The 22843-nt window shown below is 70.4% G+C and carries 20 protein-coding genes, 1 other RNA gene and 1 pseudogene; 11 read left to right on the forward strand and 11 right to left on the reverse strand.

The features are described 5' to 3' along the window. Window positions 1-4: 4 nt before the first annotated feature. Entirely contained in the window at window positions 5-1753 is a 1749-nt protein-coding gene (ctaD, locus tag BM287_RS08895; protein ID WP_090038591.1) for an aa3-type cytochrome oxidase subunit I, read from the forward strand. Window positions 1754-1756: 3 nt separating this feature from the next. Further along, on the forward strand, window positions 1757-2179 hold the full coding sequence (locus tag BM287_RS08900) for a cytochrome c oxidase subunit 4 (protein ID WP_090038588.1): 423 nt from the start codon (window positions 1757-1759) through the stop codon (window positions 2177-2179). 519 nt (window positions 2180-2698) lie between these two features. Here BM287_RS08900 and BM287_RS08905 read toward each other — a convergent pair. The 5 genes from BM287_RS08905 to BM287_RS08925 form a co-directional block, all read right to left on the reverse strand. Beyond that, window positions 2699-3625 (reverse strand): methyltransferase domain-containing protein, encoded by a 927-nt coding sequence (locus BM287_RS08905; RefSeq protein ID WP_244528090.1) that lies wholly within the window; start codon window positions 3623-3625, stop codon window positions 2699-2701. Between the two features lie 87 nt (window positions 3626-3712). Continuing rightward, on the reverse strand, window positions 3713-5329 hold the full coding sequence (locus BM287_RS08910) for a cytochrome bc1 complex cytochrome b subunit (protein ID WP_090038585.1): 1617 nt from the start codon (window positions 5327-5329) through the stop codon (window positions 3713-3715). Further along, complete coding sequence (locus BM287_RS08915; protein WP_090038582.1) at window positions 5326-6396, reverse strand: cytochrome bc1 complex Rieske iron-sulfur subunit; 1071 nt, start codon at window positions 6394-6396, stop codon at window positions 5326-5328. Before BM287_RS08915 ends, BM287_RS08910 begins: the two co-directional genes overlap by 4 nt. A 53-nt stretch (window positions 6397-6449) precedes the next feature. Then, complete coding sequence (locus BM287_RS08920) at window positions 6450-7286, reverse strand: cytochrome bc1 complex diheme cytochrome c subunit (RefSeq protein ID WP_090038580.1); 837 nt, start codon at window positions 7284-7286, stop codon at window positions 6450-6452. A 23-nt stretch (window positions 7287-7309) separates the two neighbouring features. Continuing rightward, a complete protein-coding gene (locus tag BM287_RS08925; protein WP_170857491.1) occupies window positions 7310-7969 on the reverse strand; it encodes an aa3-type cytochrome oxidase subunit III in 660 nt (219 codons plus the stop codon). Between the two features lie 133 nt (window positions 7970-8102). Between BM287_RS08925 and trpD the strand changes: the two genes are divergently transcribed. Genes trpD through dhaM form a run of 4 tightly spaced genes read left to right on the forward strand, consistent with a single transcriptional unit; the run spans window position 8103 to window position 11648 of the window. Beyond that, window positions 8103-9152, forward strand: a complete 1050-nt coding sequence (gene trpD, locus BM287_RS08930; RefSeq protein ID WP_090038575.1) for an anthranilate phosphoribosyltransferase — start codon at window positions 8103-8105, stop codon at window positions 9150-9152. 40 nt (window positions 9153-9192) lie between these two features. After that, a complete protein-coding gene (gene dhaK, locus BM287_RS08935; protein ID WP_090038573.1) occupies window positions 9193-10191 on the forward strand; it encodes a dihydroxyacetone kinase subunit DhaK in 999 nt (332 codons plus the stop codon). 60 nt (window positions 10192-10251) lie between these two features. Then, entirely contained in the window at window positions 10252-10956 is a 705-nt protein-coding gene (dhaL, locus tag BM287_RS08940; RefSeq protein ID WP_090038570.1) for a dihydroxyacetone kinase subunit DhaL, read from the forward strand. Beyond that, window positions 10953-11648, forward strand: coding sequence for a dihydroxyacetone kinase phosphoryl donor subunit DhaM (dhaM, locus tag BM287_RS08945; RefSeq protein WP_090038568.1), 696 nt, complete (start codon window positions 10953-10955; stop codon window positions 11646-11648). Before dhaL ends, dhaM begins: the two co-directional genes overlap by 4 nt. A 15-nt stretch (window positions 11649-11663) precedes the next feature. Here dhaM and BM287_RS08950 read toward each other — a convergent pair whose 3' ends face one another. Continuing rightward, complete coding sequence (locus BM287_RS08950; RefSeq protein ID WP_090038565.1) at window positions 11664-12197, reverse strand: GNAT family N-acetyltransferase; 534 nt, start codon at window positions 12195-12197, stop codon at window positions 11664-11666. 4 nt (window positions 12198-12201) lie between these two features. Next, complete coding sequence (locus BM287_RS08955) at window positions 12202-13500, reverse strand: aspartate aminotransferase type Ic (RefSeq protein ID WP_244528092.1); 1299 nt, start codon at window positions 13498-13500, stop codon at window positions 12202-12204. Between the two features lie 62 nt (window positions 13501-13562). Between BM287_RS08955 and BM287_RS08960 the strand changes: the two genes are divergently transcribed. Next, the gene (locus BM287_RS08960; protein WP_244528093.1) at window positions 13563-14210 is read left to right on the forward strand and encodes a DUF1345 domain-containing protein; all 648 of its coding nucleotides are present in this window, start codon (window positions 13563-13565) and stop codon (window positions 14208-14210) included. Window positions 14211-14250: 40 nt separating this feature from the next. On the opposite strand, the gene BM287_RS08965 is transcribed toward BM287_RS08960, so the two are convergent. Further along, window positions 14251-14733 carry a dihydrofolate reductase gene (locus tag BM287_RS08965; RefSeq protein ID WP_090038560.1) on the reverse strand — a complete coding sequence of 161 codons (483 nt, stop codon included), beginning with the start codon at window positions 14731-14733 and terminating at the stop codon, window positions 14251-14253. Next, window positions 14730-15536 (reverse strand): thymidylate synthase, encoded by an 807-nt coding sequence (locus tag BM287_RS08970; RefSeq protein ID WP_090038554.1) that lies wholly within the window; start codon window positions 15534-15536, stop codon window positions 14730-14732. The genes BM287_RS08965 and BM287_RS08970 overlap by 4 nt, the downstream gene beginning before the upstream one ends. A 79-nt stretch (window positions 15537-15615) precedes the next feature. Here BM287_RS08970 and BM287_RS08975 point away from each other — a divergent pair, with 79 nt between their 5' ends. From BM287_RS08975 to rnpB, 4 genes are all read left to right on the forward strand, one after another. Next, window positions 15616-17580, forward strand: coding sequence for a purine-cytosine permease family protein (locus BM287_RS08975; RefSeq protein ID WP_090038552.1), 1965 nt, complete (start codon window positions 15616-15618; stop codon window positions 17578-17580). Between the two features lie 43 nt (window positions 17581-17623). Further along, a complete protein-coding gene (locus BM287_RS08980) occupies window positions 17624-18442 on the forward strand; it encodes a Nif3-like dinuclear metal center hexameric protein (RefSeq protein ID WP_090038550.1) in 819 nt (272 codons plus the stop codon). Between the two features lie 28 nt (window positions 18443-18470). Beyond that, window positions 18471-19205, forward strand: coding sequence for a zinc ribbon domain-containing protein (locus BM287_RS08985; RefSeq protein WP_090038547.1), 735 nt, complete (start codon window positions 18471-18473; stop codon window positions 19203-19205). Window positions 19206-19254: 49 nt separating this feature from the next. After that, window positions 19255-19623, forward strand: an RNA gene (gene rnpB, locus BM287_RS08990) — RNase P RNA component class A. A gap of 26 nt (window positions 19624-19649) precedes the next feature. On the opposite strand, the pseudogene BM287_RS08995 reads toward rnpB, so the two are convergent. After that, window positions 19650-20333, reverse strand: a pseudogene (locus BM287_RS08995) (response regulator); the annotation flags it as partial. After that, window positions 20330-22831 (reverse strand): DUF4118 domain-containing protein, encoded by a 2502-nt coding sequence (locus BM287_RS09000; RefSeq protein ID WP_090038544.1) that lies wholly within the window; start codon window positions 22829-22831, stop codon window positions 20330-20332. The pseudogene BM287_RS08995 and the gene BM287_RS09000, both read right to left, overlap by 4 nt. Between the last annotated feature and the right edge of the window lie 12 nt (window positions 22832-22843).

A 22843-nucleotide genomic window follows, 5' to 3' on the forward strand; every position in this document is an offset into this window, starting at 1 on the left:
ACTGATGACGACGACAGCACCCGCACCGGGAGCCACCGCGGCTCCGAGGCCTGCGTCCACGATCCTCACCGCGAACGGTGCGGCCCGCAAGGGCAACATCCTCGTGAACTACATCACGTCGACGGATCACAAGACCATCGGGTACATGTACCTGATCTCCTCGTTCGTGTACTTCCTCATCGGCGGCGTGATGGCCCTCATCATCCGCGCCCAGCTGTTCGAGCCGGGTCTCCAGGTGGTGCAGACCAGGGAGCAGTACAACCAGCTCTTCACGATGCACGGCACGATCATGCTGCTGATGTTCGCGACGCCGCTGTTCGCGGGCTTCGCCAACGTGCTCATGCCGCTGCAGATCGGCGCGCCCGACGTGGCCTTCCCGAGGCTGAACGCGCTGGCGTACTGGTTCTACTCGTTCGGCTCGCTGATCGCCGTCGCCGGCTTCCTCACCCCGCAGGGCGCCGCCTCGTTCGGATGGTTCGCCTACGCGCCGCTGTCGAGCACGACGTTCTCGCCCGGGCTCGGCGGCAACCTCTGGGTGCTCGGCCTCGGCCTCTCGGGCTTCGGAACCATCCTCGGCGCGGTGAACTTCATCACCACGATCATCACGATGCGCGCCCCGGGCATGACCATGTTCCGGATGCCGATCTTCACCTGGAACACCCTGGTGACCTCGATCCTCGTGCTGATGGCCTTCCCGGTGCTGGCCGCTGCGCTGTTCGCGCTGGCCGCCGACCGTGTGTTCGATGCGCACATCTACGATGCGGCCAACGGCGGAGCCCTGCTCTGGCAGCACCTGTTCTGGTTCTTCGGGCATCCCGAGGTGTACATCATCGCCCTGCCGTTCTTCGGCATCGTGTCCGAGATCTTCCCGGTGTTCAGCCGCAAGCCGATCTTCGGGTACAAGACGCTGGTCTACGCGACCATCTCGATCGCGGCCCTGTCGGTCACCGTGTGGGCGCACCACATGTACGTCACCGGATCGGTGCTGCTGCCCTGGTTCTCGCTGATGACCATGCTCATCGCGGTTCCGACCGGCGTGAAGATCTTCAACTGGATCGGCACGATGTGGCGCGGGTCGCTCACCTTCGAGTCGCCGATGCTGTGGTCGATCGGCTTCCTCATCACCTTCACCTTCGGTGGTCTGACCGGCGTCATCCTGGCGTCCCCGCCGCTCGACTTCCACGTCTCGGACACGTACTTCGTGGTGGCGCACTTCCACTACGTCGTGTTCGGCACGGTCGTCTTCGCGATGTTCGCCGGCTTCTACTTCTGGTGGCCCAAGTGGACGGGCAAGATGCTCAACGACCGGCTGGGCAAGTGGCACTTCTGGCTGCTGTTCATCGGCTTCCACACGACCTTCCTGATCCAGCACTGGCTGGGCGTGGTCGGTATGCCGCGACGGTACGCGACCTACCTGCCGTCGGACGGCTTCACGTGGATGAACCAGGTGTCGTCGATCGGTGCGGGCATCCTCGCCATCTCGATGATCCCGTTCTTCGTGAACGTCTACCTCACCGCGCGCAACGCGCCGAAGGTCACCGTGAACGACCCGTGGGGCTACGGCCGCTCGCTCGAGTGGGCGACCAGCTGCCCGCCCCCGCGGCACAACTTCACGTCGATCCCGCGCATCCGCTCGGAGTCGCCGGCCTTCGACCTGAACCACCCCGAGGCGGGCATCCCGATCGGGATCGGTGCGGCCAAGGACGCCCCGCAAGCCCCCGTGCACGACATCGCGAACGACGAGGTGAGGTAACCCATGCGCGCCAATGCGATCCTGTTCTGGATCCTTTCGATCTTCTTCGTCCTGTCGTCCGTCGTCTACACGCTGTGGAACCTGCTCGACGAGTTCCACCGCAATGTGGAGTGGGTGGGCACCGTCGGCATGCTGCTCGCGGCCATCCTCTCGGCGTTCATCGCCTTCTACGTGGGCCGCTCGCACGCCTCGCAGGGCGGTGAGCTGCCGGAGGACCGCCTCGACGCGAACATCGACGACGGCGATCCCGAACTCGGGCACTTCAGCCCGTGGAGCTGGTGGCCGTTCTCCCTCGCCGTCGGTGCGGGGCTGGTCATCCTCGGCCTCGCCGTGGGCTTCTGGATCTGCTTCATCGGCGTCGCCTTCGCCCTCGTCTGCCTCGTCGGCTGGGTCTACGAGTACTACCGCGGCTACTTCGCCCGCTGACCCGCACGTCGCACCGCGTACCTCGTACATGGGGCCGTCTCCTCCGGGAGGCGGCCCTTTGGCGTCGAGGGCGCCATCCGTCCCACGGATCCAATCTGGTGGTCCCAACATGCCGTTTTGAAAGTGCCGAAACGGCATGTTGGGACCAGTGGATGCGGTCCTTCGGTGTCGAGGGTCGCATCCGTGGAACGCGGCGCTTTGGCGTCGAGGGCGCCATCCGTGGGACGCAACACGCGGTCACGCGCGTCGCCTAGGGCGTGTTGCGTCCCACGGATCCAATCTGGTGGTCCCAACATGCCGTTTCGAACGTGCCGACACGGCATGTCGGGACCAGTGGATGCGGTGCCGGCATCGGCGGAGGACCTCGACGCAGATGTGTGTCGTGGCGGGGGTGCTCGTTCGTCAGCGGCGGGCGCAGCGGAGGACGTCCATGACGCCGGTCGTGTGTGTGCGTGCAGGCGTCACCGGTAGACGCAGCGGAGGACGTCGATGACGCGGGTCGTGTGTGCCGTGCAGGCGTCAGCGGCGGACGAGGCGGAGGACGTCGACGGAGACGCGGGTCGTCTCGGGGGTGCCGGCGCCCGCGGCCGCGCCCGCCGCGCCCTCGCCCGCGGCGCCTCCGCCCACCGCGCCCGCGCCCGCCGCGCCTCCGCCCGTCGCGCCCGCGCCCGCGCCCACCGCGCCCCCGCCCATCGCACCCGCGGGCACCGTGTGGCGCGCCGACGGGCCCATGCCCGCCAGAGCGGCGGCGAGGTCGTCCGTGAGTGCTAAGTCGTACCCGACGGGTTCGCGCGTCTGAAGGGCGTACAGGGCCTCTGACGTGGCAATGACGTCCTCTGCCTTATCGGACGGGATGTCGAGCATCGTCCCCCCGGCCCTCAGCGATCCGAGGTGGTCGGGACGGGGCACGACGACCACCAGCACCCCTCCCGGGCGGAGGACACGGTGGAACTCGGGCAGGTTCCGCGGCGCGAAGACATCGAGGATCGTGTCCGCATTCTCCGACCGGACGGGAAGGGGGCGCCACGTGTCAGCGACGAGCCCGTCGATGCGGTCCGACGAACGCACAGCCCGGGCCACCGCCTGTGGCGAGAGGTCCATGGCGAGACCGAGTGCCGACGGTACGGCGGTCAGCGCAGCGCGCAGGTAGTGGCCGGTTCCGGCGCCGGCGTCGAGGATCCGCGTCCCGGCGGTGGCTGCAGCGACCGCCTCCGCGATGGGGGAGTAGGCGCCGGCCTCGAGGACGCGGTCCCGCGCGTCCAGCATCCCGGGCGTGTCACCCAGGTGCTTGCTGCCGCCGCCGAGCAGGGAGACGTAGCCGCGTTTGTTGACGTCGTGGCGGTGGCCGTTTGCGCAGCCCAGGGTCAGGTGGTCGACGGGTTCGAGGTCCGCGGCGCACACCGGGCAGCGCAGCCAGGACGCGAGGCGGTTCAGGTCAGCGGGCATCGGGGGAGACCTTACCAAAGCGGGAGAGAGCGAACGCAGAAGCGCCGGCGCGAATCAACGCGCCGGCGCTTCCGTGAGACGGGACGGTCAGTGGTGTCCGTGACCCGACTCGAGCTCGCCGCGGGTGGGCGGCAGGATCCGGTCCTCGAAGAACCAGCGGGACAGGCCCGCGCGCATCCGGTTCGCCGCCGTGATCTTGCCGCGGCGGTTCGGGCGCACCATCAGCGGCTCGTACGTCTCGTACGAAATCAGACGCCAGCGCTCGTAGTCGCTCAGCTGCTCGTGCACCTCGATGAACTCGCCGCCGGGCAGCTTCACGATGCGGCCGCTCTCGTAGCCGTGGAGGGCGATCGAGCGGTCCTTCTTCTGCAGCGCCAGGCAGACGCGCTTGGTCACGATGTACGCGACCACCGGCCCGACGAAGAGCAGTGCCTGGAGGGTGTGGATGACACCCTCCATCGTCAGCTTGAAGTGCGTGGCGATGATGTCCGAGCTCGCCGCCGCCCAGAACACCGCGTAGAACGTGACACCGGCAGCGCCGATGGCGGTGCGGGTCGCGGCGTTCCGCGGACGGTCCAGGATGTGGTGCTCGCGCTTGTCGCCCGTGACCCACGCCTCGAGGAACGGGTAGATCATGACCGTCACGATGAACAGTCCGAGGATCGCCACCGGCACGATGATGTTGAACGACCAGGTGCGGTCCAGCCACACGAACTCCCAGCCCGGCGGGACCAGGCGCAGCGCGCCGTCCGCGAAGCCGATGTACCAGTCCGGCTGGGTGCCCGCCGAGACGGGTGATGGATCGTAGGGGCCGTAGTTCCAGATCGGGTTGATCGTGAACAGCGAGGCCATCAGCACCACGACACCGAACACGATGAAGAAGAAGCCGCCGGCCTTGGCCGCGTACACCGGGAGGACCGGGTACCCCACCACGTTGCCCTGCGTGCGGCCGGGGGCCGCGTACTGCGTGTGCTTGTGGATGACCACGAACATCAGGTGCAACGCGATGAACGCCACGACCAGCGCGGGAAGCAGCAGGATGTGCAGCGTGTACAGGCGTCCGACGATCGCCGTGCCCGGGAACTCGCCGCCGAAGAGCAGGAACGAGATCCACGTGCCGACCACCGGGAGGCCCTTCACCAGGCCGTCGATGATGCGGAGGCCGTTGCCCGAGAGCAGGTCGTCCGGCAGCGAGTAGCCGGTGAAGCCCTCCGCCATCGCGAGGATGAAGAGCACGAAGCCGATGATCCAGTTGAGCTCACGCGGCTTGCGGAACGCCCCCGTGAAGAAGATGCGCAGCATGTGCAGGCCGATGGCCGCCACGAACAGCAGCGCCGCCCAGTGGTGGATCTGACGGACCAGCAGGCCGCCGCGCACCTCGAACGAGATGTTCAGCGTGCTCTGCATCGCCGACGACATCGAGATGCCTTTCAGCGGGACGTACGAGCCGTTGTAGACGACCTCCGCCATGGAGGCCTGGAAGAAGAACGTGAGGAAGGTACCGGACAGCAGGATGACGATGAAGCTGTACAGCGCGATCTCGCCGAGGAGGAAGGACCAGTGGTCGGGGAAGATCTTCCGGCCGAACTCCTTGACGGCCCCGGAGATGCTGGTGCGGTCTTCGAGGTAGTTCGCGGCCGCTGCCGTGAACCCTCCCGAGGAGGCCGTCTTCGTTGCCGCGGGTGCGGCGGTGGTGGTACTCAATGGCGCTCCCAGAAGCTCGGGCCGACGGGCTCGTGGAAGTCGCTGCGCGCGACCAGGTAGCCATCGGCGTCGACGGTGATCGGCAGCTGCGGCAGTGGCCGCTTCGCCGGTCCGAAGATGACCTGCGCTTCGTGCGTGATGTCGAACTGCGACTGGTGGCACGGGCAGAGCAGGTGGTGGGTCTGCTGCTCGTAGAGCGCCACCGGGCACCCGACGTGCGTGCAGATCTTGGAATAGGCGACGATGCCGTCGTAGTTCCAGGTCTCGCGGCCCTTGGAGACGTGCAGGTCCTCGGGCTTGAGGCGCATGAGCAGCACGGCGGCCTTGGCCTTCTGCTCGAGCATGTCGTCCGCCTGGAGGAGGCCCTCCGGGATGACGTGGAATGCGCTGCCGAGCGTCACATCCGACGCCTTGATCGGCGTGCCGCTGGGGTCGCGGGTCAGGCGGACGCCCTTGGCCCACATGGTCTGGGAGAGCGCCTCCACCGGGTCGACGTTCTGGGGCGCGAGGCCTCGGAAAAGGACGACGGCCGGGAGGGGGAACGCGATGAGCGCACCGATGAGGCTGTTGCGCACCAGGGTGCGGCGGTTGAAGCCGGACTCCTCGTCGGCCTGACGGAAGATCTCCGCGGCGCGCAGCGTCGTGGCGTCGCTCCCGCGCACCGGGTGGCGGAGGTCGACGCCTTCCTTCTCGTGCATGAGCGCCTTGCCCCAGTGGACAGCGCCGATGCCGATGGCGAGGAGGGCGAGCGCGCCGCCGAGGCCGATGAACAGCGTGTTCAGGCGGACCGACCCGGGGTCGCTGTCGACGATCGGGAACGCCAGGTAGGCGGCGACCGCCCACACGGAACCCGCGATCGACAGGTAGAAGAGCGTGTAGACGGTGCGCTCTGCGCGCCGCTCCTTCCGCGGGTCGAGGTCGGTGACGCGCGGCCGGTGCGGCGGGAACCCGGGGTTCTCGACAGCGTCGCGGATGATCACCGCCGTCCCGGGGTCGCCGGTCCGGTGCTCCTCAGCAGACGAACTGGCGGGCGTCAGCTCGTGACCGCCGTTCTCGTCCTGTGCCATTGCTCTCCTTCTTACGCTGTGTCGTGCCTGGTGCCGGCTGATTGCCCGAAGGGCTAATTGGATTTCGCCGTGATCCACACGGTGAGGGCGACGATCGCGCCCAGACCGAAGATCCAGAGGAACAGGCCCTCGGCCACCGGGCCGAGCGAGCCGAGTTCGAAGCCGCCCGGGGACGGGTTGTTCTGGATGTACTTCAGGTACGTGATGATGTCGGCCTTGCCCTGGGGCGAGATGTTCAGGTCGTTGAACACCGGCATGTTCTGCGGGCCGGTGATCATGGCCTCGTAGATGTGCTGTGCGCTGACGCCGGTCAGCGGCGGGGCGTACTTGCCCTCGGTCAGCGCGCCGCCGGCGCCGGCGACGTTGTGGCACATCGCGCAGTTGATGCGGAACAGCTCGGCTCCGCGGGCGGCGTTGCCCTTGCCGTCCAGGTACTTCTGCTCCGGGATGGAGGGGCCGGGCGCCAGAGAGGCGACGTAGGCCGCCAGCGCCTTCACCTGGTCGTCGGTGAACTGGACCGGCTTCTCCTGCGCCTGCGGGCCCTGCATCTGCATCGGCATGCGGCCGGTGCCGACCTGGAAGTCGACGGCGGCCGCGCCGACGCCGATCAGGCTGGGCGCGACGGACGAGCCCTGGGCCTGGAGGCCGTGGCAGGTGGCGCAGTTCGACTCGAAGAGCTTCTTGCCTTCGTCGACCGAGCTCTGGCTCGTGGCGGCGGCGGGCTCGTCGGCGGATGCCGTGGTGGTCGTGAACGCGGCGTACGCGCCGCCGGTCAGGCCCAGGCCGATGGCGAGGAGCGCGACGGTGGCCAGCGGGTGACGACGACCGGCCTTCCGTGCTGTCTTGCTCGAGCGGACCGGCGCTGCCGTGCTGCGGTTTTTCGGACGCATGGGGTGAAGAACGCTCCTGTTCACTATCGGATGAGGTAGATGACCGCGAACAGGGCGATCCACACCACGTCGACGAAGTGCCAGTAATAGGAGACGACGATCGCGCTGGTCGCCTCCTTGTGGCCGAAGATCTTGACCGCGAACACGCGGCCGATGACGAGGAGGAAGGCGAAGAGGCCGCCGGTGACGTGCAGGGCGTGGAAGCCGGTCGTCAGGTAGAAGGCCGAGCCGTAGGCGTTGCCGCTGAGGGCGATGCCTTCGGAGACGAGCGTCGCGTACTCGAGCACCTGGCCGGACACGAAGACCGCGCCCATGAGGTAGGTCAGCGTGAACCACTCGACCATGCCCCAGCGCCAGAACTGCAGCCGGCTGCCCACCCGCCGCGGCTGCATGCGCTCGGCAGCGAAGACACCGAACTGGCACGTGACCGAGCTGAGCACCAGGACGATCGTGTTCGTCAGCGCGTACGGGACGTTGAGGTGCTGCGTCTCGGCGGTCCACAGCTGCGGCGATGTCGACTTCAGGGTGAAGTAGATCGCGAACAGGCCCGCGAAGAACATCACCTCCGAGCCGAGCCACACGATCGTGCCGACAGCCACGACATTGGGCCGGTTGATCGCCGGCGCACTGACTGAGGGAGCCAGTCCTGGAGAATTGAGGGAGGTGCTCGTCACGTAACCCATTATGGCTGAAAAGAACCCATGGTTTTCCCACCCAGGGGGCTTGAATCCGCCCGAATTCCGGTTAAGACCCGGTCAGCGGCCGCCGGATCGGCGGCTCTCGCCGTGGCGTGTCGCCCGCCGATAGGATCGCTTCATGTCCCATGCGCAGTCCTGGCCGTCCGTGCTGACCGCTCTCCTGGCCGGAGAGCACCTGAGCGTGGCGGACGCGGCGTGGGCGATGGACCAGGTGATGACCGGCGAGGCGACCGACGCGCAGCTGGCCGCCTTCCTCATCGCGCTGCGCGCCAAGGGCGAGACCGTGGACGAGATCGTCGGCTTCCGCGACGCGATCCTCGAGCACGCCGTCCCGCTGCCCGTCGATCCGATGGCGCTGGACATCGTCGGGACCGGCGGCGACCGGTTCGGGACCGTGAACGTGTCGACCACGGCCTCCATCGTCGCCGCGGCAGCGGGCGTCCCCGTCATCAAGCACGGGAACAGGGCCGCGAGCTCGTCGTCCGGCTCGTCGGACGTGCTGGCGGCCCTCGGCATCGACCTCACGCTCTCCGCCGAGCGCGTGGCGGAGGTGCTGCAGAAGGTGGGGATCACCTTCGCCTACGCCAGCGCCTTCCACCCGGGTTTCGGCAATGCCGGGCCGGTGCGGGCGCAACTCGGCGTGCCGACCGTCTTCAACTACCTCGGGCCGCTGTGCAACCCGGCGAGGCCCGAGGCGTCGGCGGTCGGCGTGGCGGCGCTCGACCGCATCCCGCTCATCGTCGGCGTGTTCCAGACCCGCGGCGCGACCGCGCTGGTCTTCCGCGGCGACGACGGGCTCGACGAGCTGTCGACCACCGGTCACAGCCACGTCTGGGAGGTCTCCCGGGGCCTCGTCACCGAGCACGACATCGACCCGCGCGAGCTGGGCATCCCCCGCGCGCGGATCGAGGACCTGCTCGGGAAGGACGCCGCGTACAACGCGGCGGTCGTGCGTGCCGTGCTGGCAGGGCAGGAAGGCCCCGTCCGCGACATCGTCCTGCTCAACGCGGCGGCCGGGCTCGTTTCCTTCGAGCTCGCGTCCGACCCGTCGAGGGTCCAGGAGTCCATCCTGGACCGGTTCCGTTCGCAAATGGCGGTCGCGGCCCACGCGATCGACTCCGGGGCTGCGGCCGCGAAGCTCGACGAGTGGGTGGCCGCGACGCACTGACACGGTGGAGGCATCCACCGGAATGGAAGGAGAGGTTTCGATGAAGAAACTCATCAACGACGTACCCGACGTCGTCACCGAGTCCCTCGCCGGCTTCGGCCGGGCCCACGCCGACATCGTCCGGGTGTCCCAGGATCCGAAGTTCGTGGCGCGAGCCGACGGCCCGGTGCGGGGGAAGGTGGGTCTCGTCAGCGGCGGCGGCAGCGGCCACGAACCGCTTCACGCGGGCTTCGTCGGCAAGGGGATGCTGGATGCGGCCGTTCCGGGCGAGGTGTTCACCTCGCCGACGCCGATCCCGATCGTCGAGGCCACCAAGGCCGCGGACGGCGGAGCCGGCGTCCTCCACATCGTGAAGAACTACACGGGCGACGTGCTCAACTTCGAGACCGCAGCGGACCTGGTCGGGGCGGAGGGCATCACGGTGCGCTCCGTGGTCACCAACGACGACGTCGCGGTGCAGGACTCGCTCTACACGGCGGGGCGCCGAGGTGTCGCCGGGACCGTGCTGGTCGAGAAGATCGCCGGCGCCTCGGCCGACCGGGGCGACGACCTCGACACGGTGACCGCCATCGCGGAGCGGGTCAACGCGAACGTCCGCTCGATCGGGCTCGCCCTGACCGACGGCACCGTCCCGCACGCCGGACAGCCCGGCTTCGTGCTGCCGGAGGACGAGATCGAGTTCGGTGTCGGCATCCACGGCGAGCCCGGTCGCGAGCGGATCAAGCTGGAGCCGGCCGACCGCCTGGTGGACCGGATGATGGATGCGATCCTCGGCGACCTGTCGTTCGACGGCTCGCCGGTCCTGCTGTTCGTGAACGGGATGGGCGGCACGCCGCTGTCGGAGCTCTACATCCTGTTCCGCCGGGCGGCCGAGATCCTGGACGAGCGCGGCATCACCCTGAGCCGCTCGCTGGTGGGCAGCTATGTCACGTCGCTGGAGATGCAGGGCGCATCCATCTCGGTGCTGAAGCTGGACGACGAGTTCACCGCGCTCTGGGACGCACCGGTCCACACGGCCGCGCTGCGCTGGGGCGTCTGAGCCGCGGTCGTACCCGCTGACGGACGTGACACCGAGACCGAGAACGAGGAGGAGGCGTCGATGACGCTGGACACGAACTGGATCCGGACGTGGATCGCCGGGGCCGCCGCATCCATCGGCGAGCACAAGCAGGAGCTGAACACGCTCGACCGGGAGATCGGCGACGGCGATCACGGCGAGAACATGGACCGCGGGCTGCGCGCGTCCGTCGACGCGCTGGGCAAGCTGGCGGAGGACGCGACGCCGAAGGATGCGCTGCGCTCGGTGGCCATGACCCTGATCTCGACGGTCGGAGGCGCGTCCGGCCCGCTGTACGGGACGGCGTTCCTGAAGGCGGCGGACCCGGTCGGCGATTCCGGCGCGATCGACGAGAAGGAGCTCGTGGCGGTCCTTGCCGCGGCGCGTGACGGCATCGTCTCCCGGGGCAAGGCGGAGCCCGGCGACAAGACCATGATCGACGCCTGGACGCCCGCGGTCGACGCCGCCTCCGCCGCGCAGGAGTCCGGGGCGCCGGCCTCGGGCATCCTGGCGGCGGCAGCGGAGGCGGCGGAGAAGGGTGCGGAGGCGACCGAGCCGCTCGTGGCCCGGAAGGGCCGCGCGAGCTACCTCGGCGAGCGGTCGGCCGGGCACCGCGACCCGGGAGCGCAGTCCACAGCGTTGCTGCTGCGCGCGGCGGCGGAAGCGGTTGGAGCATCCGGGCCGTCCGGAGCGTCCGGGGCGTCCGGGGCGTCCGGAGCGTCCGGTTCGGCTGGAGCGGCCGGATGACCGCCACGGTCGGAATCGTCTTCGTCTCGCACAGCTCGCAGATCGCGGCCGGGATGGTGGAGCTCGCGCGCCAGATGGCGGGATCCGTCCGGCTGGTGGCCGCGGGCGGCACGGACGACGACGGGATCGGGACCAGCTTCGCGAAGGTGATGTCCGGCGTGTCCGAGGCGGACGGCGGCGAGGGGGTCGTGGTCGTCAGCGACCTCGGCTCCGCGCTGCTGACCGCCGAGACAGTGCTCGACATGCTCGACGAGGGGCAGCGTTCTCGCGTCCGCGTCGTCGATGTGCCGTTCGTCGAGGGCGGGGTCGCCGCCGCCGTCGCTGCGGAGTCGGGTGGGACTCTGGATGCGGTCGTCGCGGCCGCCGAGGGAGCGGTGGATGCGTGGGCCGCGAAGCCTGCGGCAGAGGCCGCCGAGTCTCCCGCCGACGCCGGCGGTCCCTACGAGCGCGAGGTCCTGGTCCGCAATCCGGAGGGCCTGCACGCCCGCCCCGCGGCCGAGTTCGTCAAGCTGGCCAACACGTTCCCGTCGAAGGTGACCGTCAACGGCAAGGATGCGAAGAGCCTCCTGGGCATCATGTCCCTGGGGCTGACCGCTGGTTCGACCGCACGGATCGCGTCAGCCGACCCGGGCGGCCGCCCCGCCGTCGATGCGCTGGCCGACCTCGTGGACACCGGCTTCGGCGAGGTCTGACCCGTCCGCCCGGACTCAGGAGCTCGCGGACCCGGACGCGGGGATCGGGGGCAGCGGGAGGAACATCTCGCGCTCGAGGGCGGTCCGGTCCAGCGGATAGGGCTGGGTGCGGCCCGTGAAGGCGAACCCGCGCCGCAGGTAGGCGCGGATCGCCGGCGCGTTGTCCTCGTGGACGTCGAGCAGCAGGCGCTCGCCGCGTCCCTGCGCCCACGCGATCACGGCGTCGAGGAGCGCGTCCGTCATCCCGTGCTCGCGGCCCCGCCACGCAGGCGTCACGTAGACGCCGACGAGGTAGGGGTCGTGGGCGTTCGCGGACTGGTATCCGCCCATGCTGCCGAGCCACCGCCCGTCCTCGGCCACCGCGGCGAACAGACGGTTCGTCGGCACCGCGTTGGAGGCGCGCCTGCGCCAGTGCTCGTCGGGATGCGCGCGGGCCTGCTCGATCGTCTCCAGGAACGCGATGGGCGCGTCCTGGAGCATCTCGAAGCGCAGGGCCTGGTACGCCGGCCAGTCCTCCTCGACACTGGCGCGGACGACCCACCGCGTCATCCGGTCAGTCCCGATCGGCGAGCAGGGTCTCGGCCTCGGCCAGCAGGATCGCCGTGCAGAGGCCGTCGAGCGCGGTCGTCAGCTCGCTGAGCGGCGGGAACGTCGGCGCGATGCGGATGTTCGCGTCGCGCGGGTCGTCGCCGTACGGGAACGTCGCCCCGGCCGGAGTGACCGCGATCCCGGCCTCTTTCGCCAGCTGGACCGCACGATTCGCCGCGCCGTCGACGATGTCGAGGCTGACGAAGTAGCCGCCCCGCGGAGCCGTCCACGACCCGCCGCCCCACGGCGCCAGGCGCTCGCGGAACGCCGCATCCACCGCCGCGAACTTCGGAGCCAGGATGGCGCGGTGCTTGTCCATGTGGGCGGCGAGGCCCTCCGCATCCTTCAGCAGCTCGACGTGGCGGAGCTGGTTGAGCTTGTCCGGGCCGATGCTCTGAGCGGAGAGGTTGTGCAGCATCCACTGGATGTTCGTGGCGGAGGCGCCGAAGAACGCCACGCCCGCGCCCGGGTAGGTCACCTTGGAGGTGGAGGCGAAGACCAGCGGGCGGTCCGGGTTGCCGGCCTCGGCGGCCAGCGCGAGGACGTCGATCGGCTCCGGGCGCTCGTCGGTGAGGTGATGGACGGCGTACGCGTTGTCCCAGATGAGGCGGAAATCCGGTGCAGCGGGCAGCGAGACGAGCGCCCGGACGACCTCCTCGGTGTACACGGCTCCGGTCGGGTTGGAGTAGACGGGGACGCAGAACATCCCGCGGATGCTGTCGTCGGCGGCCAGCAGCGAGGCGACGGCCTCGACGTCGGGTCCGTTGTCGTCGCTGGGCACCGGGATCAGCCGGATGCCGAGGCGTTCGGCGATCGTGAAGTGCCGGTCGTACCCCGGAACCGGCGCGAGGAAGCTGATCGGCCGGCCCGCCCAGGGAAGATCGGCGCCGGGGACGCCGTGCAGCAGCGCGAACGCGATCGTGTCGTGCATCAGCGTGAGGCTCGAGTTGCCGAGCGCGAGCAACTGCTCCACCGGGATGCGCAGTGCGTCCGAGAAGATCGCTCGCAGCTCCGGAAGCCCGCTCGCTCCGCCGTAGTTGCGCAGGTCTGTGCCCGCGGCATCCCGGAAGCGGCCGTCGGGCAGGTGCAGCAGATCGTCCGACAGGTCCAGCTGCTCGGCCGACGGCTTGCCACGCGTCAGGTCGAGCTTCAGGCCGGCGGCCTTCAGCTCGTCGTAGGCGCGGGCGAAGGCGGCGTGCGCCTCACGCAAGGAGTCGGTGTCGAGGTCGGCCAGCGGAGAGGGCGAGAGCGTTGCTGAGGTCACGTGAACGATCGTACCGGCGCGCTGGAGCCTGCGCCCAGGGGACATGTGCGAACATCCCGAGTGTGACCGAAGAACTGCAGAAGGGACGCGGACGTTCCCGCGTCAGGATGGGCGTCGCGTTGGGGGCGGGCGTGGCCGTCACCGTGGTGGACGGCCTCGTGGACGACTGGCACTATTCGGTCATCGCCGGCTGGGCTGCGGCGTGCCTGGTCTACGTCGTCTGGGCGTGGGTGTCGGTGTGGCGGATGGATGCGGCAGGGACCGAGAGCCATGCGACCCTCGAGGACCCGGGCCGCCGCGTCTCCGACATCGTGCTGCTGCTGGCGTCGAGCGCGAGCGTCGCGGCGATCGTCTACATCCTGGTGGATGCCCGGCACCTCCACGGCGGCGCGCAGCTGGGCGTCGCTCTGCTGTCGGTGGTCAGCATCGCGCTCTCCTGGACGCTCGTGCACACCCTCTACGCGCTGCGCTACGCCCGCATGTACTACCGGAAGGGCGGCGGGATCGACTTCAACCAGAAGGAGCCGCCGCGGTACAGCGATTTCGCCTACCTCTCCTTCACGCTCGGGATGACGTTCCAGGTCTCCGACACGAACATCACGAGCTCGTACATCCGCCGGACGATCCTCCGGCACACGCTGCTGTCGTACCTGTTCGGCACCGTCATCGTCGCGGCCACGGTGAACCTGGTGGCCGGGCTGACCTCCTAGGGCTGCGGCGGGCCGATTCGTCGGAGAGCGAGCGGACCGGTCAGCGGGTGTAGGTGACGAAGCGGTAGCGCATCCCGTTCGATCCGGTCAGCCACTCGCCCGCGTCCGCCGTCCACTCGGGCCCCACCTCGGGTGCGCGCGAGTCGCCGGCGACGTCCAGGTCGAGCTCGGTCACTTCGAGGCGGTCGGCCACGCCCAGGGTCTGGCGGTAGAGCTCCGCGCCGCCCATGACCCACACCGTGGAGGCGTCCCCAGCGGCAGCAAGAGCCGCGTCGATGGAGTGCGTCACGCGCGCGCCCGGGGAAGCCCATCCCTCCTGGCGGGTGACGACGATGTTGTCGCGGCCGGGGAGCGGCCGGTACCGCTCGGGGAGCGATTCCCAGGTGCGCCGGCCCATGATCACCGGGTCGGTGCCGGTGAGGGCGCGGAAGTGACGGAGGTCCTCCGTCAGGTGCCACGGCATGACGCCGTCCACGCCGATGACGCGGTCGTGGGCCTGCGCCCAGATCAGCGCGACGGTCATACGGCGACGGCGGCGCGGATGGCGGGATGGTGCCGGTAGTCCTCGACGGCGAAGTCCTCGAAGCGGTAGTCGAAGATGCTGTCGGGCTTCCGGGTGAAGCGGAGCCGCGGCGCCGGATACGGGTCGCGCGTCAGCTGCTCGTTCACCTGCTCCACGTGGTTGTCGTAGATGTGCACGTCCCCGCCGGTCCAGACGAACTCGCCCGGCTCCAGCCCCACCTGCTGGGCGACCATCATGGTCAGCAGGGCGTAGCTGGCGATGTTGAACGGCACGCCGAGGAACATGTCGGCGCTGCGCTGATAGAGCTGGCAGGAGAGCCGTCCGTCGGCGACGTAGAACTGGAAGAAGGCGTGGCAGGGCGCGAGCGCCATGTCGGGGATCTCGGCGACGTTCCAGGCGGAGACGATGATCCGGCGCGAGTCGGGGTCGCTGCGGAGGGTGTCGACGACCTGCTGGATCTGGTCGATGTGCCGGCCGTCGGGTGCCGGCCAGGAGCGCCACTGCACGCCGTAGACCGGGCCGAGCTCGCCATCCTCGTCGGCCCACTCGTCCCAGATGGTGACGCCGTTCTCGCGCAGCCAGCCGACGTTGCTCTCGCCGCGCAGGAACCAGAGCAGCTCGTAGGCGATCGACTTGAAATGGACGCGCTTGGTCGTGATGAGCGGGAAGCCGTCGGCCAGGTCGAAGCGGAGCTGCCGGCCGAAGACGCTGCGCGTCCCGGTGCCGGTCCGGTCGGATTTGTGGGTGCCGTTCGCGAGGACGTCGCGCAGGAGGTCCTCGTACGGGGTTGCGATTCCGCTCACAGTCCGATGCTACTGGGCACTTCGGCTCGCCGGGCGGATCCCTCTGCTGCCGGGTCACGGCGCGTCGTAGTCTGGCGTCATGGACCCCGGGGCGCGCGGCGAGCGGCACAGCGACGACGAACTGGCGAGTGCGCTCGAGGAGGAGGTGGCGCGGATCACGTCGGCCATCCCGATCATCGTGCAGCGGGATGCGGTGGGGCGTCACGCGGCGGGTTCCGCGGGTTCTTCGGGTGCGGCGGGTTCTTCGGGTACGGCGGGCGACGCCGTCCGGCCGCCGACCTTCCAGCCGGTGAATCGCGCCGAGCCACTGGGGTTCGTCCCGGAGGATGTCGCACCGCGTGATTCGCAGCCGATCCCCGTCCTGGCTGTTCCGGGTCCCCAGACGCAGCCGGAGACGCAGCCGCAGCCGCAGCCGGAGCCGCAGCCGGAGACGCAGCCGCAGCCGCAGCCGCAGCCGGAGCCGGAGACGGGGACGAACCCGGATCGGGATCCGAACCCGCCGGCGCCGGCACTCGGCACAGCATCCAGCAACTCCGGCTCCGCCACGCTCCCGCCCCAGCCCCCGCGGACCGGTGTCGCCCCGACTCTCCCGGCGGGACACCGCGCCGCCCTGCGCCTGTTCGTCCCCGAGGCGGCCGACCTCGAACCGACTCCGCTCGAGCAGCGGGTGGGGCGCGCCTCCCGGATGTTCTGGCTCTGGTTCGCCGGAACCTCCTCCCTCATCAGTGTGGGCGTGGGCGCGACGCTGTTCGTCCTCGGGCTCAGCCTGCGTCAGCTCCTCGTCGCGACGCTCGTGGGCGTGGCGCTGTCGTTCCTTCCCCTCGGGCTGGCGACGCTCGCCGGCAAGTGGAGCGGGCAGCCCACCCTCGTCGTGTCGCGCGCCACCTTCGGGATGCTGGGCAACCTCCTGCCGACCGTGATCGCCCTCGTCGTCAAGCTGTTCTGGGGTGCTGTGCTGTTGTGGCTCGCCGGCTCGGCGGCCGGCTCGCTCACGACCGCCGAGAACTGGCCGGGGAGTCCCGTCGCGGCCACCTCGGGGGCGCTCGCCGTCACCATCCTGGTCGCCGTCGCGGTCGCCTACTTCGGGTATGCGCTCCTGGCGCGGGTGCAGCTGATCCTGACGATCGCCTCCGCCGTGCTGATCGCGCTGATGGTCACGGCGACGTGGCGGCTCGTCGATGTGGGTCGGGCGCTGGCCGTTCCGGACGCGCTCTGGACGCACGTGGCCACCGGAGCCGTGCTCGTCTTCAGCTATGTCGGGCTGGCCTGGGCGATGAGCAGCGCGGAGGTCGCCCGCTATCAGCGGCCGCGTTCGTCCGGGGCGGCGGCGATGCTGTGGGCGACGTTCGGCGCCGGCGTCCCGCCGTTCGTGCTCGTCTCCTACGGCGGTCTGCTCGCGGCCTCCCATCCGGAGCTCGCCGGTGAGCTCGCCCGCGATCCGGTGGCGGGCCTGGTGGGGCTGGGGCTCCCGGCCTGGTACCCGGTTCCGCTGCTGCTGGCCGTCGGGCTGTCCCTGATCTCCGCTCTCGTCCTGACCGTGTACTCGGCCGGCTTCACGGTGGATGCGCTGGGCGTGCGGCTCGGACGACGCCGGAGCACCCTCCTCGCGGGCGGGGCGATCGCGCTCGCCGGGGGTGTCCTCGCCGCGACCGTGACCGACCTGGACTCGGTCATCCGCGGGGTCCCGACGGCGCTCTCGGTGCCCGTGGCCGCGTGGGTCGGGGTGTTCTCGGGGGAAATGATGCTGCGAACCCGGCGGTTCCACCAGCCGTCGCTCGTGACGCGCGGCGGCATCTACCCGGACTGGCGCTGGACCAACCTCGGCCTGCTGGTCGGCGGAACGGTGATCGGTCTGGGGACGGTCAGCTCGCCCCTGCCCTGGCTGGCGTGGGAGGGCTACCTGTTCCGGCTGGTGGGGATCGACCCGCACGCGGGGATCGGGGCGAGCAACATCGGCGTGGTGATCGCGCTGCTGATCGGGTTCTTCGGTGTCCTGGTGAGCGCGGTCCCCGCCGTGCGCGATCAGGAGCTCGCGGTCGCCTGACCCGCAGGGTCGGGGCGGGAGCGCATCCCGTAGGCTGAACGACGTGCCGAACACCCTCTCCTCCGTCCGCGACACCGTCGAGCAGCTCTGGCCGCTCGCCGGTGCCGAGAGCTGGGACGCACCCGGTCTCGTCACGGGCGATCCGGGCGCGGCGGTCGAGCGCATCCTGCTCGCCGTCGACGCGGTCGGGGCGACGGTCGACGAGGCGGTCGAACTGTCCGCCGACCTGCTGATCGCGCACCATCCGCTCCTCCTGCGCGGCGTGACGAGCATCGCGGAGGACCGCTACAAGGGCGCGCTGCTCGCCCGGCTGATCCGCGGCGGCGTCGCTCTGTACGCCGCGCACACCACGGCCGATGTGGTGACCGAAGGCACGAGCGATGTGCTCGCCGCGCGCCTGGGGCTGCACGACACGCGTCCCATCGCACCCTCGCCGGACGGCGTCACGGGGATCGGACGGGTCGGCGACCTGCCCCGGCCCACGACGCTCGGGCAGCTGGCGCGTGCGCTCGCCGAGATCCTCCCGCCGACCGCCGGCGGGGTCCGCGCGGCCGGCGACTACCAGCAGCCGGTCACTCGCGTCGCCGTGTGCGGAGGGGCGGGGGATTCGCTGCTCGCCACCGAGGCCGTGCGCGGAGCCGACGTCTACATCACCGCGGACCTCCGCCACCATCCCGCCTCCGAAGCGCGCGAGCAGGCTGCGGTCGGCGGCGGTCCCGCCCTCCTCGACGTGTCCCATTGGGCGAGTGAGTGGCTCTGGCTCGACACCGCCGCCGTGCAGCTGCGTACGGCCCTGCCCGGCGTGGAGGTCGTCGTCAGCGAGCTGCGGACGGACCCCTGGGATTTCGCCATCCTGCAATGACCACCATTACGTAAGGAAGCACCGCACTGTGAAAGCCAGCCACGCCGACCAGACCGAGCTCCTGCGCCTCCAAGCCGCCGACACGCGACTGGCGCAGCTCGCGCACGCCGCGAAGAACCTGCCGCAGGCCGTCGAGCTCGCGAAGCTCCAGCCCGAGGTGGATGCGCTGCGCGCCCGCTGGATCTCCGCGACCGGTGAGCTGGAGGACGCGCGCGCCGAGCTCGAGCGCATCGAGTCGGACGTCGAGATCGTCGAGGCGCGCGCCAAGCGCGACTCCGACCGGGTGCAGCAGAGCGCCTCCATGAAGGACGTGCAGGCGCTCGAGCAGGAGCTGGCTTCGCTGACCAAGCGCAAGAACGACCTCGAGGAGATCGAGCTCACGGTCATGGAGCGCGTCGAGGGCCTGGAGCAGGCGCTCGCCGCTGTGGAGGCCGAGCGGGCCGAGCTGAGCGCCCGCGTCGAGGTTCTGGAGGCGCAGCGCGACGAGGAGGCGGCGAAGCTGGAGGCGCAGCGGAAGGCGCTCGTCGCCGACCGCTCCACCATCGCGGGCGCTCTGCCGGCCGACCTGATCGAGCTGTACGAGCGCCAGCGCGCCCGCTACGGGATCGGTGCGGCCGCCCTCATCCGCGGCGTGTCGATGGGCTCGAACGTCTCGCTGACCGAGTCGGATCTCGCGGACATCCGCCGCGCTGCGGCCGACGAGGTCGTACTCTGCCCGGACAGCGGGGCCATCCTGGTCCGCGGAGAAGACTCCGGTTTCTGATCCGTGCGCGAGGCCGTCGCAGCCGGCTGCGCTATCGTTGAGGCCGGAATGGGTCGGCAAGACGGTCGCGTCGGTCCGCGAGAGCGGGCCGCCGAGGAACGTCCGGGCTCCGCAGAGCAGGGCGGTGGGTAACACCCACCCGGGGCAACCCGCGAGAAAGTGCAACAGAAAGCAGACCGCCGCAGGCCTCGGCCTGAGGTAAGGGTGAAACGGTGGTGTAAGAGACCACCAGCGGCCGGGGTGACCCGGCCGGCTGGGTAAACCTCGCCCGGAGCAAGGTCGGACAGGGGACCATGAGGCTGCTCGTCTCGTCCCCGGGTAGACCGCTGGAGGGCGGCGGCAACGTCGTCCCGAGATAGATGGCCGTCCGCGGTGCAGCGCACCGTGACAGAACCCGGCGTATCAGCCGGCCCATTCCCTTTCCCTGCCGGGGGCTCCGTCGCCGTCGGGCACGAACCGGTACCCCATCCCGGGTTCGGTGAGCAGGTAGCGGGGGTGCGAGGGCACTGGTTCGAGCTTCTTCCGCAGCTGGGCGAGGTACAGCCGCAGGTAGCCGGTGTCGCTCGTGTACTGCGGTCCCCACACTTGGGTGAGGAGCGCCTGGCGGGTGACGAGGCGGCGGGGATTGCGCAGGAGCACCTCGACGATGGCCCACTCGGTCGGAGTAAGTCGGACGGTCTCGGTGATGTCCCCAGTGCGACGGGTCACCTGGCGTGCGGCGAGGTCGACCGTGATGTCGCCGAACGCGACCACCGGCTCGTCCGTCGCCGCCGCCTGCCGGCGGGTGAGGGCCCGGATGCGCGCCAGCAGCTCGTCGGCTGCGAACGGCTTGGTGACGTAGTCGTCGGCGCCCGCGTCGAGCGCATCCACCTTGTCGGCGGAGCCCGTGCGGCCGGAGACGACGAGGATGGGCACGCTCGACCAGCCGCGCAGCGCCTCGATCACCTCGATTCCGTCGAGCTGCGGCATCCCGAGGTCGAGCATGACCAGGTCGGGATGCTGTTCGACCGCGAGCGACAGCGCTTCGGCGCCCGTGCGCGCGGTGTGCACCTCGTACCCGCGCGCTGTCAGCAGGATGCGCAGCGCGCGCAGGATCTGCGGGTCGTCGTCCGCGATCAGCACCCTCATGCCGTCTCCTCCCCGGCCGCCGGGAGGGAGACCACCATCGTCAGTCCGCCGCCCGGGGTGTCCTCGGCGTCGAGCGTTCCGCCCATGCCCTCGACGAATCCCTTGGACAGGGCGAGGCCCAGGCCGATGCCGGCGTCGTTGTCGGTGTCGCCGAGCCGCTGGAACGGCACGAACACCGCCTCCCTGCGCTCGCCGGGGATTCCCGGGCCGTGGTCGATCACCCGGAGTTGCACGGTGCCGGCGAACTCGCTCGCCGCGACGACCGGGGGCCGGTCCCGCGGGCTGTAGCGGAGCGCGTTGCCGAGCAGGTTCACCAGCACCCGCTGCAGCAGGACGCCGTCGGCCAGGAGCGGCGGGACGCCGGGAGGAAGATCCAGCTCGACGTCGGCCGGTCCCAGTCCCAGCTCGTCGAGCGCCGGGAGCACGATGTCGTCGATCTCGGTCGCGCTGAGGGAGACACCGAGCACGCCCGCCTCCACCCGGCTCACGTCGAGCAGGTTGGTGACCAGGGTGGCGAGGTTGCCGAGGCTGTCCTCGGCCGTCTCCAGCAGGGTCTCGCGGTCGTCGTCGCTCAGCTTCAGGTCCGCCTGCCGCAGCGTCGTGACCGCAGCGGTCGCGGCCGCGAGCGGACGACGCAGGTCGTGGCCGACGGCGGCGAGCAGCGCGCTGCGGGCCCGATCGACCTCGGCCAGGGGACCGAGCTCGGACGCGGTCGCCGCGAGCTCCCGGTGCTCGAGCGCCGCATCCAGCTGCGCCACGATCGCGGCGAGGAGGCGGTGGTCGCTCGCCTCGAGGTCGCGGCCGGACAGCTCCAGCGTCCCGCGCGTGCCGACCGGTACCGGCTGGACGCGCGGCGGGATCGAGGGCTCCCCGGACGTCGCGACGACCGCGGGTTCGCCCTCATCCGCGATCAGGAGGCGAACCCCGGTGAGCCCGAACGCCTCCCGCGTGCGGGTCACCAGCGCCTGCAGTGCGTCCTCGCCGCGGATCACCCCGCCGGCGACCGTCGCCAGCAGCTCGGCCTCCGCCCCCGCCCGCAGCGCCGCGCGGCTTCGGCGGGCCGCCTGGTCGACGACGAGGCTCACCAGGATCGCGATGACGACGTACAGGATGAGCGCGACCAGGTGCAGCGGCTCACCCACGGTGATCGTGTAGAGCGGATCCACGAAGAAGTAGTCGAGGGTGAGGCCGGACAGCAGGGCCGCGAAGATCGCCGGCCAGATCCCGCCGACGAGGGCGACGACCACGACGAGGAGCTGATAGCTCAGCACATCCGCGGTCATCGATTCCCGTGAGCGGAGGCTGGTCGTGAGGAACAGGGTCAGGAGGGGACCGCCGAGCAGGGCGAGCACGAACCCGTACACCCGCCGGCGGACGGTCAGCCCGCCCTTCGGCCGCGGCAGCGAGAAGCGGCCGCCCGCCCGGTCGTGCGAGACGATGTGCACATCGATCGGACCCGACTCGCGGATGACCGTCGCACCGATCCCAGGCCCGGTCAGGAGCGCGGCGAGCCGGCTCCTCCGCGACACGCCGATGACCAGCTGCGTGGCGTTCTCCGCGCGGGCGAACTCCACGAGCGCCGTCGGGATGTCGCTGCCGACGACCTGGTGGTAGCTGCCGCCCAGCTGCTCCACCAGCGCCCGCTGAGCCGCCAGCGCATCGGGAGCCGTCTCGCGCAGGCCGTCCTCGCTCGTGACATGGACGGCGAGGAGGTCGCCTCCGGAGCTGCGGGCGGCGATCCGGGCGCCGCGGCGGAGCAGCGTCTCGCCCTCGGGTCCGCCGGTCAGGGCGACAACGACGCGCTCGCGCGCCTCCCAGGCGCCGGCGATCCCGTGCTCGGCGCGGTACTGCTGCAGTGCGCTGTCGACCTCGTCGGCGAGCCAGAGCAGGGCCAGCTCGCGCAGCGCGGTCAAGTTGCCGAGCCGGAAGTAGTGCGAGAGGGCTGCGTCGATCCGGGCGGCCGGGTAGACGACGCCCTCGGCGAGCCGGTCGCGGAGCGCCTGCGGTGCCAGGTCGACGACCTCGATCTGGTCCGCCCGGCGCAGCACCGCATCCGGGATGGTCTCCTGCTGGTGCACGCCGGTGATCTGCTCCACGACATCGTTCAGCGACTCGATGTGCTGGATGTTGACGGTCGACATCACGCTGATGCCGGCCTCCAGCATCGCCTCGACGTCCTGCCAGCGCTTGGCGTTCCCGGCGCCGCCCACGTTGGTGTGGGCCAGCTCGTCGACCAGCGCGACCTGCGGCGCGCGTGCGAGGACCGCATCCAGGTCCAGCTCGCTGAGCGTCACGTCGCGGTGCTCGATCCGGCGTCGCGGCACGACTTCGAGGCCCTCCAGCATGGCCGCCGTGGCCGCCCGGCCGTGAGTCTCCACGACCGCGACCACCACGTCCTTGCCGGCAGCGAGGAGCCGCTTGCCCTCCTCGAGCATCGCGAAGGTCTTGCCGACGCCCGGAGCGGCGCCGAGCATCACGCGCAGGTGACCACGAGGCATCTATCGGCCCAT

The organism is Leifsonia sp. CL147 (genome assembly GCF_900114565.1).
Classification (GTDB): domain Bacteria; phylum Actinomycetota; class Actinomycetes; order Actinomycetales; family Microbacteriaceae; genus Leifsonia.

Bases quoted from the DNA above. Each gene is read 5' to 3' on its own strand.
- BM287_RS09000 (WP_090038544.1), bottom strand. From the start codon at position 22,831: ATGCCTCGTGGTCACCTGCGCGTGATGCTCGGCGCCGCTCCGGGCGTC.
- ctaD (WP_090038591.1), top strand. From the start codon at position 5: ATGACGACGACAGCACCCGCACCGGGAGCCACCGCGGCTCCGAGGCCT.
- BM287_RS08920 (WP_090038580.1), bottom strand. From the start codon at position 7,286: ATGCGTCCGAAAAACCGCAGCACGGCAGCGCCGGTCCGCTCGAGCAAG.
- dhaK (WP_090038573.1), top strand. From the start codon at position 9,193: ATGAAGAAACTCATCAACGACGTACCCGACGTCGTCACCGAGTCCCTC.
- BM287_RS08965 (WP_090038560.1), bottom strand. From the start codon at position 14,733: ATGACCGTCGCGCTGATCTGGGCGCAGGCCCACGACCGCGTCATCGGC.
- trpD (WP_090038575.1), top strand. From the start codon at position 8,103: ATGTCCCATGCGCAGTCCTGGCCGTCCGTGCTGACCGCTCTCCTGGCC.
- BM287_RS08915 (WP_090038582.1), bottom strand. From the start codon at position 6,396: ATGGCACAGGACGAGAACGGCGGTCACGAGCTGACGCCCGCCAGTTCG.
- BM287_RS08900 (WP_090038588.1), top strand. From the start codon at position 1,757: ATGCGCGCCAATGCGATCCTGTTCTGGATCCTTTCGATCTTCTTCGTC.
- BM287_RS08925 (WP_170857491.1), bottom strand. From the start codon at position 7,969: ATGGGTTACGTGACGAGCACCTCCCTCAATTCTCCAGGACTGGCTCCC.
- BM287_RS08905 (WP_244528090.1), bottom strand. From the start codon at position 3,625: ATGCCCGCTGACCTGAACCGCCTCGCGTCCTGGCTGCGCTGCCCGGTG.
- dhaM (WP_090038568.1), top strand. From the start codon at position 10,953: ATGACCGCCACGGTCGGAATCGTCTTCGTCTCGCACAGCTCGCAGATC.
- BM287_RS08950 (WP_090038565.1), bottom strand. From the start codon at position 12,197: ATGACGCGGTGGGTCGTCCGCGCCAGTGTCGAGGAGGACTGGCCGGCG.
- BM287_RS08975 (WP_090038552.1), top strand. From the start codon at position 15,616: ATGGACCCCGGGGCGCGCGGCGAGCGGCACAGCGACGACGAACTGGCG.
- dhaL (WP_090038570.1), top strand. From the start codon at position 10,252: ATGACGCTGGACACGAACTGGATCCGGACGTGGATCGCCGGGGCCGCC.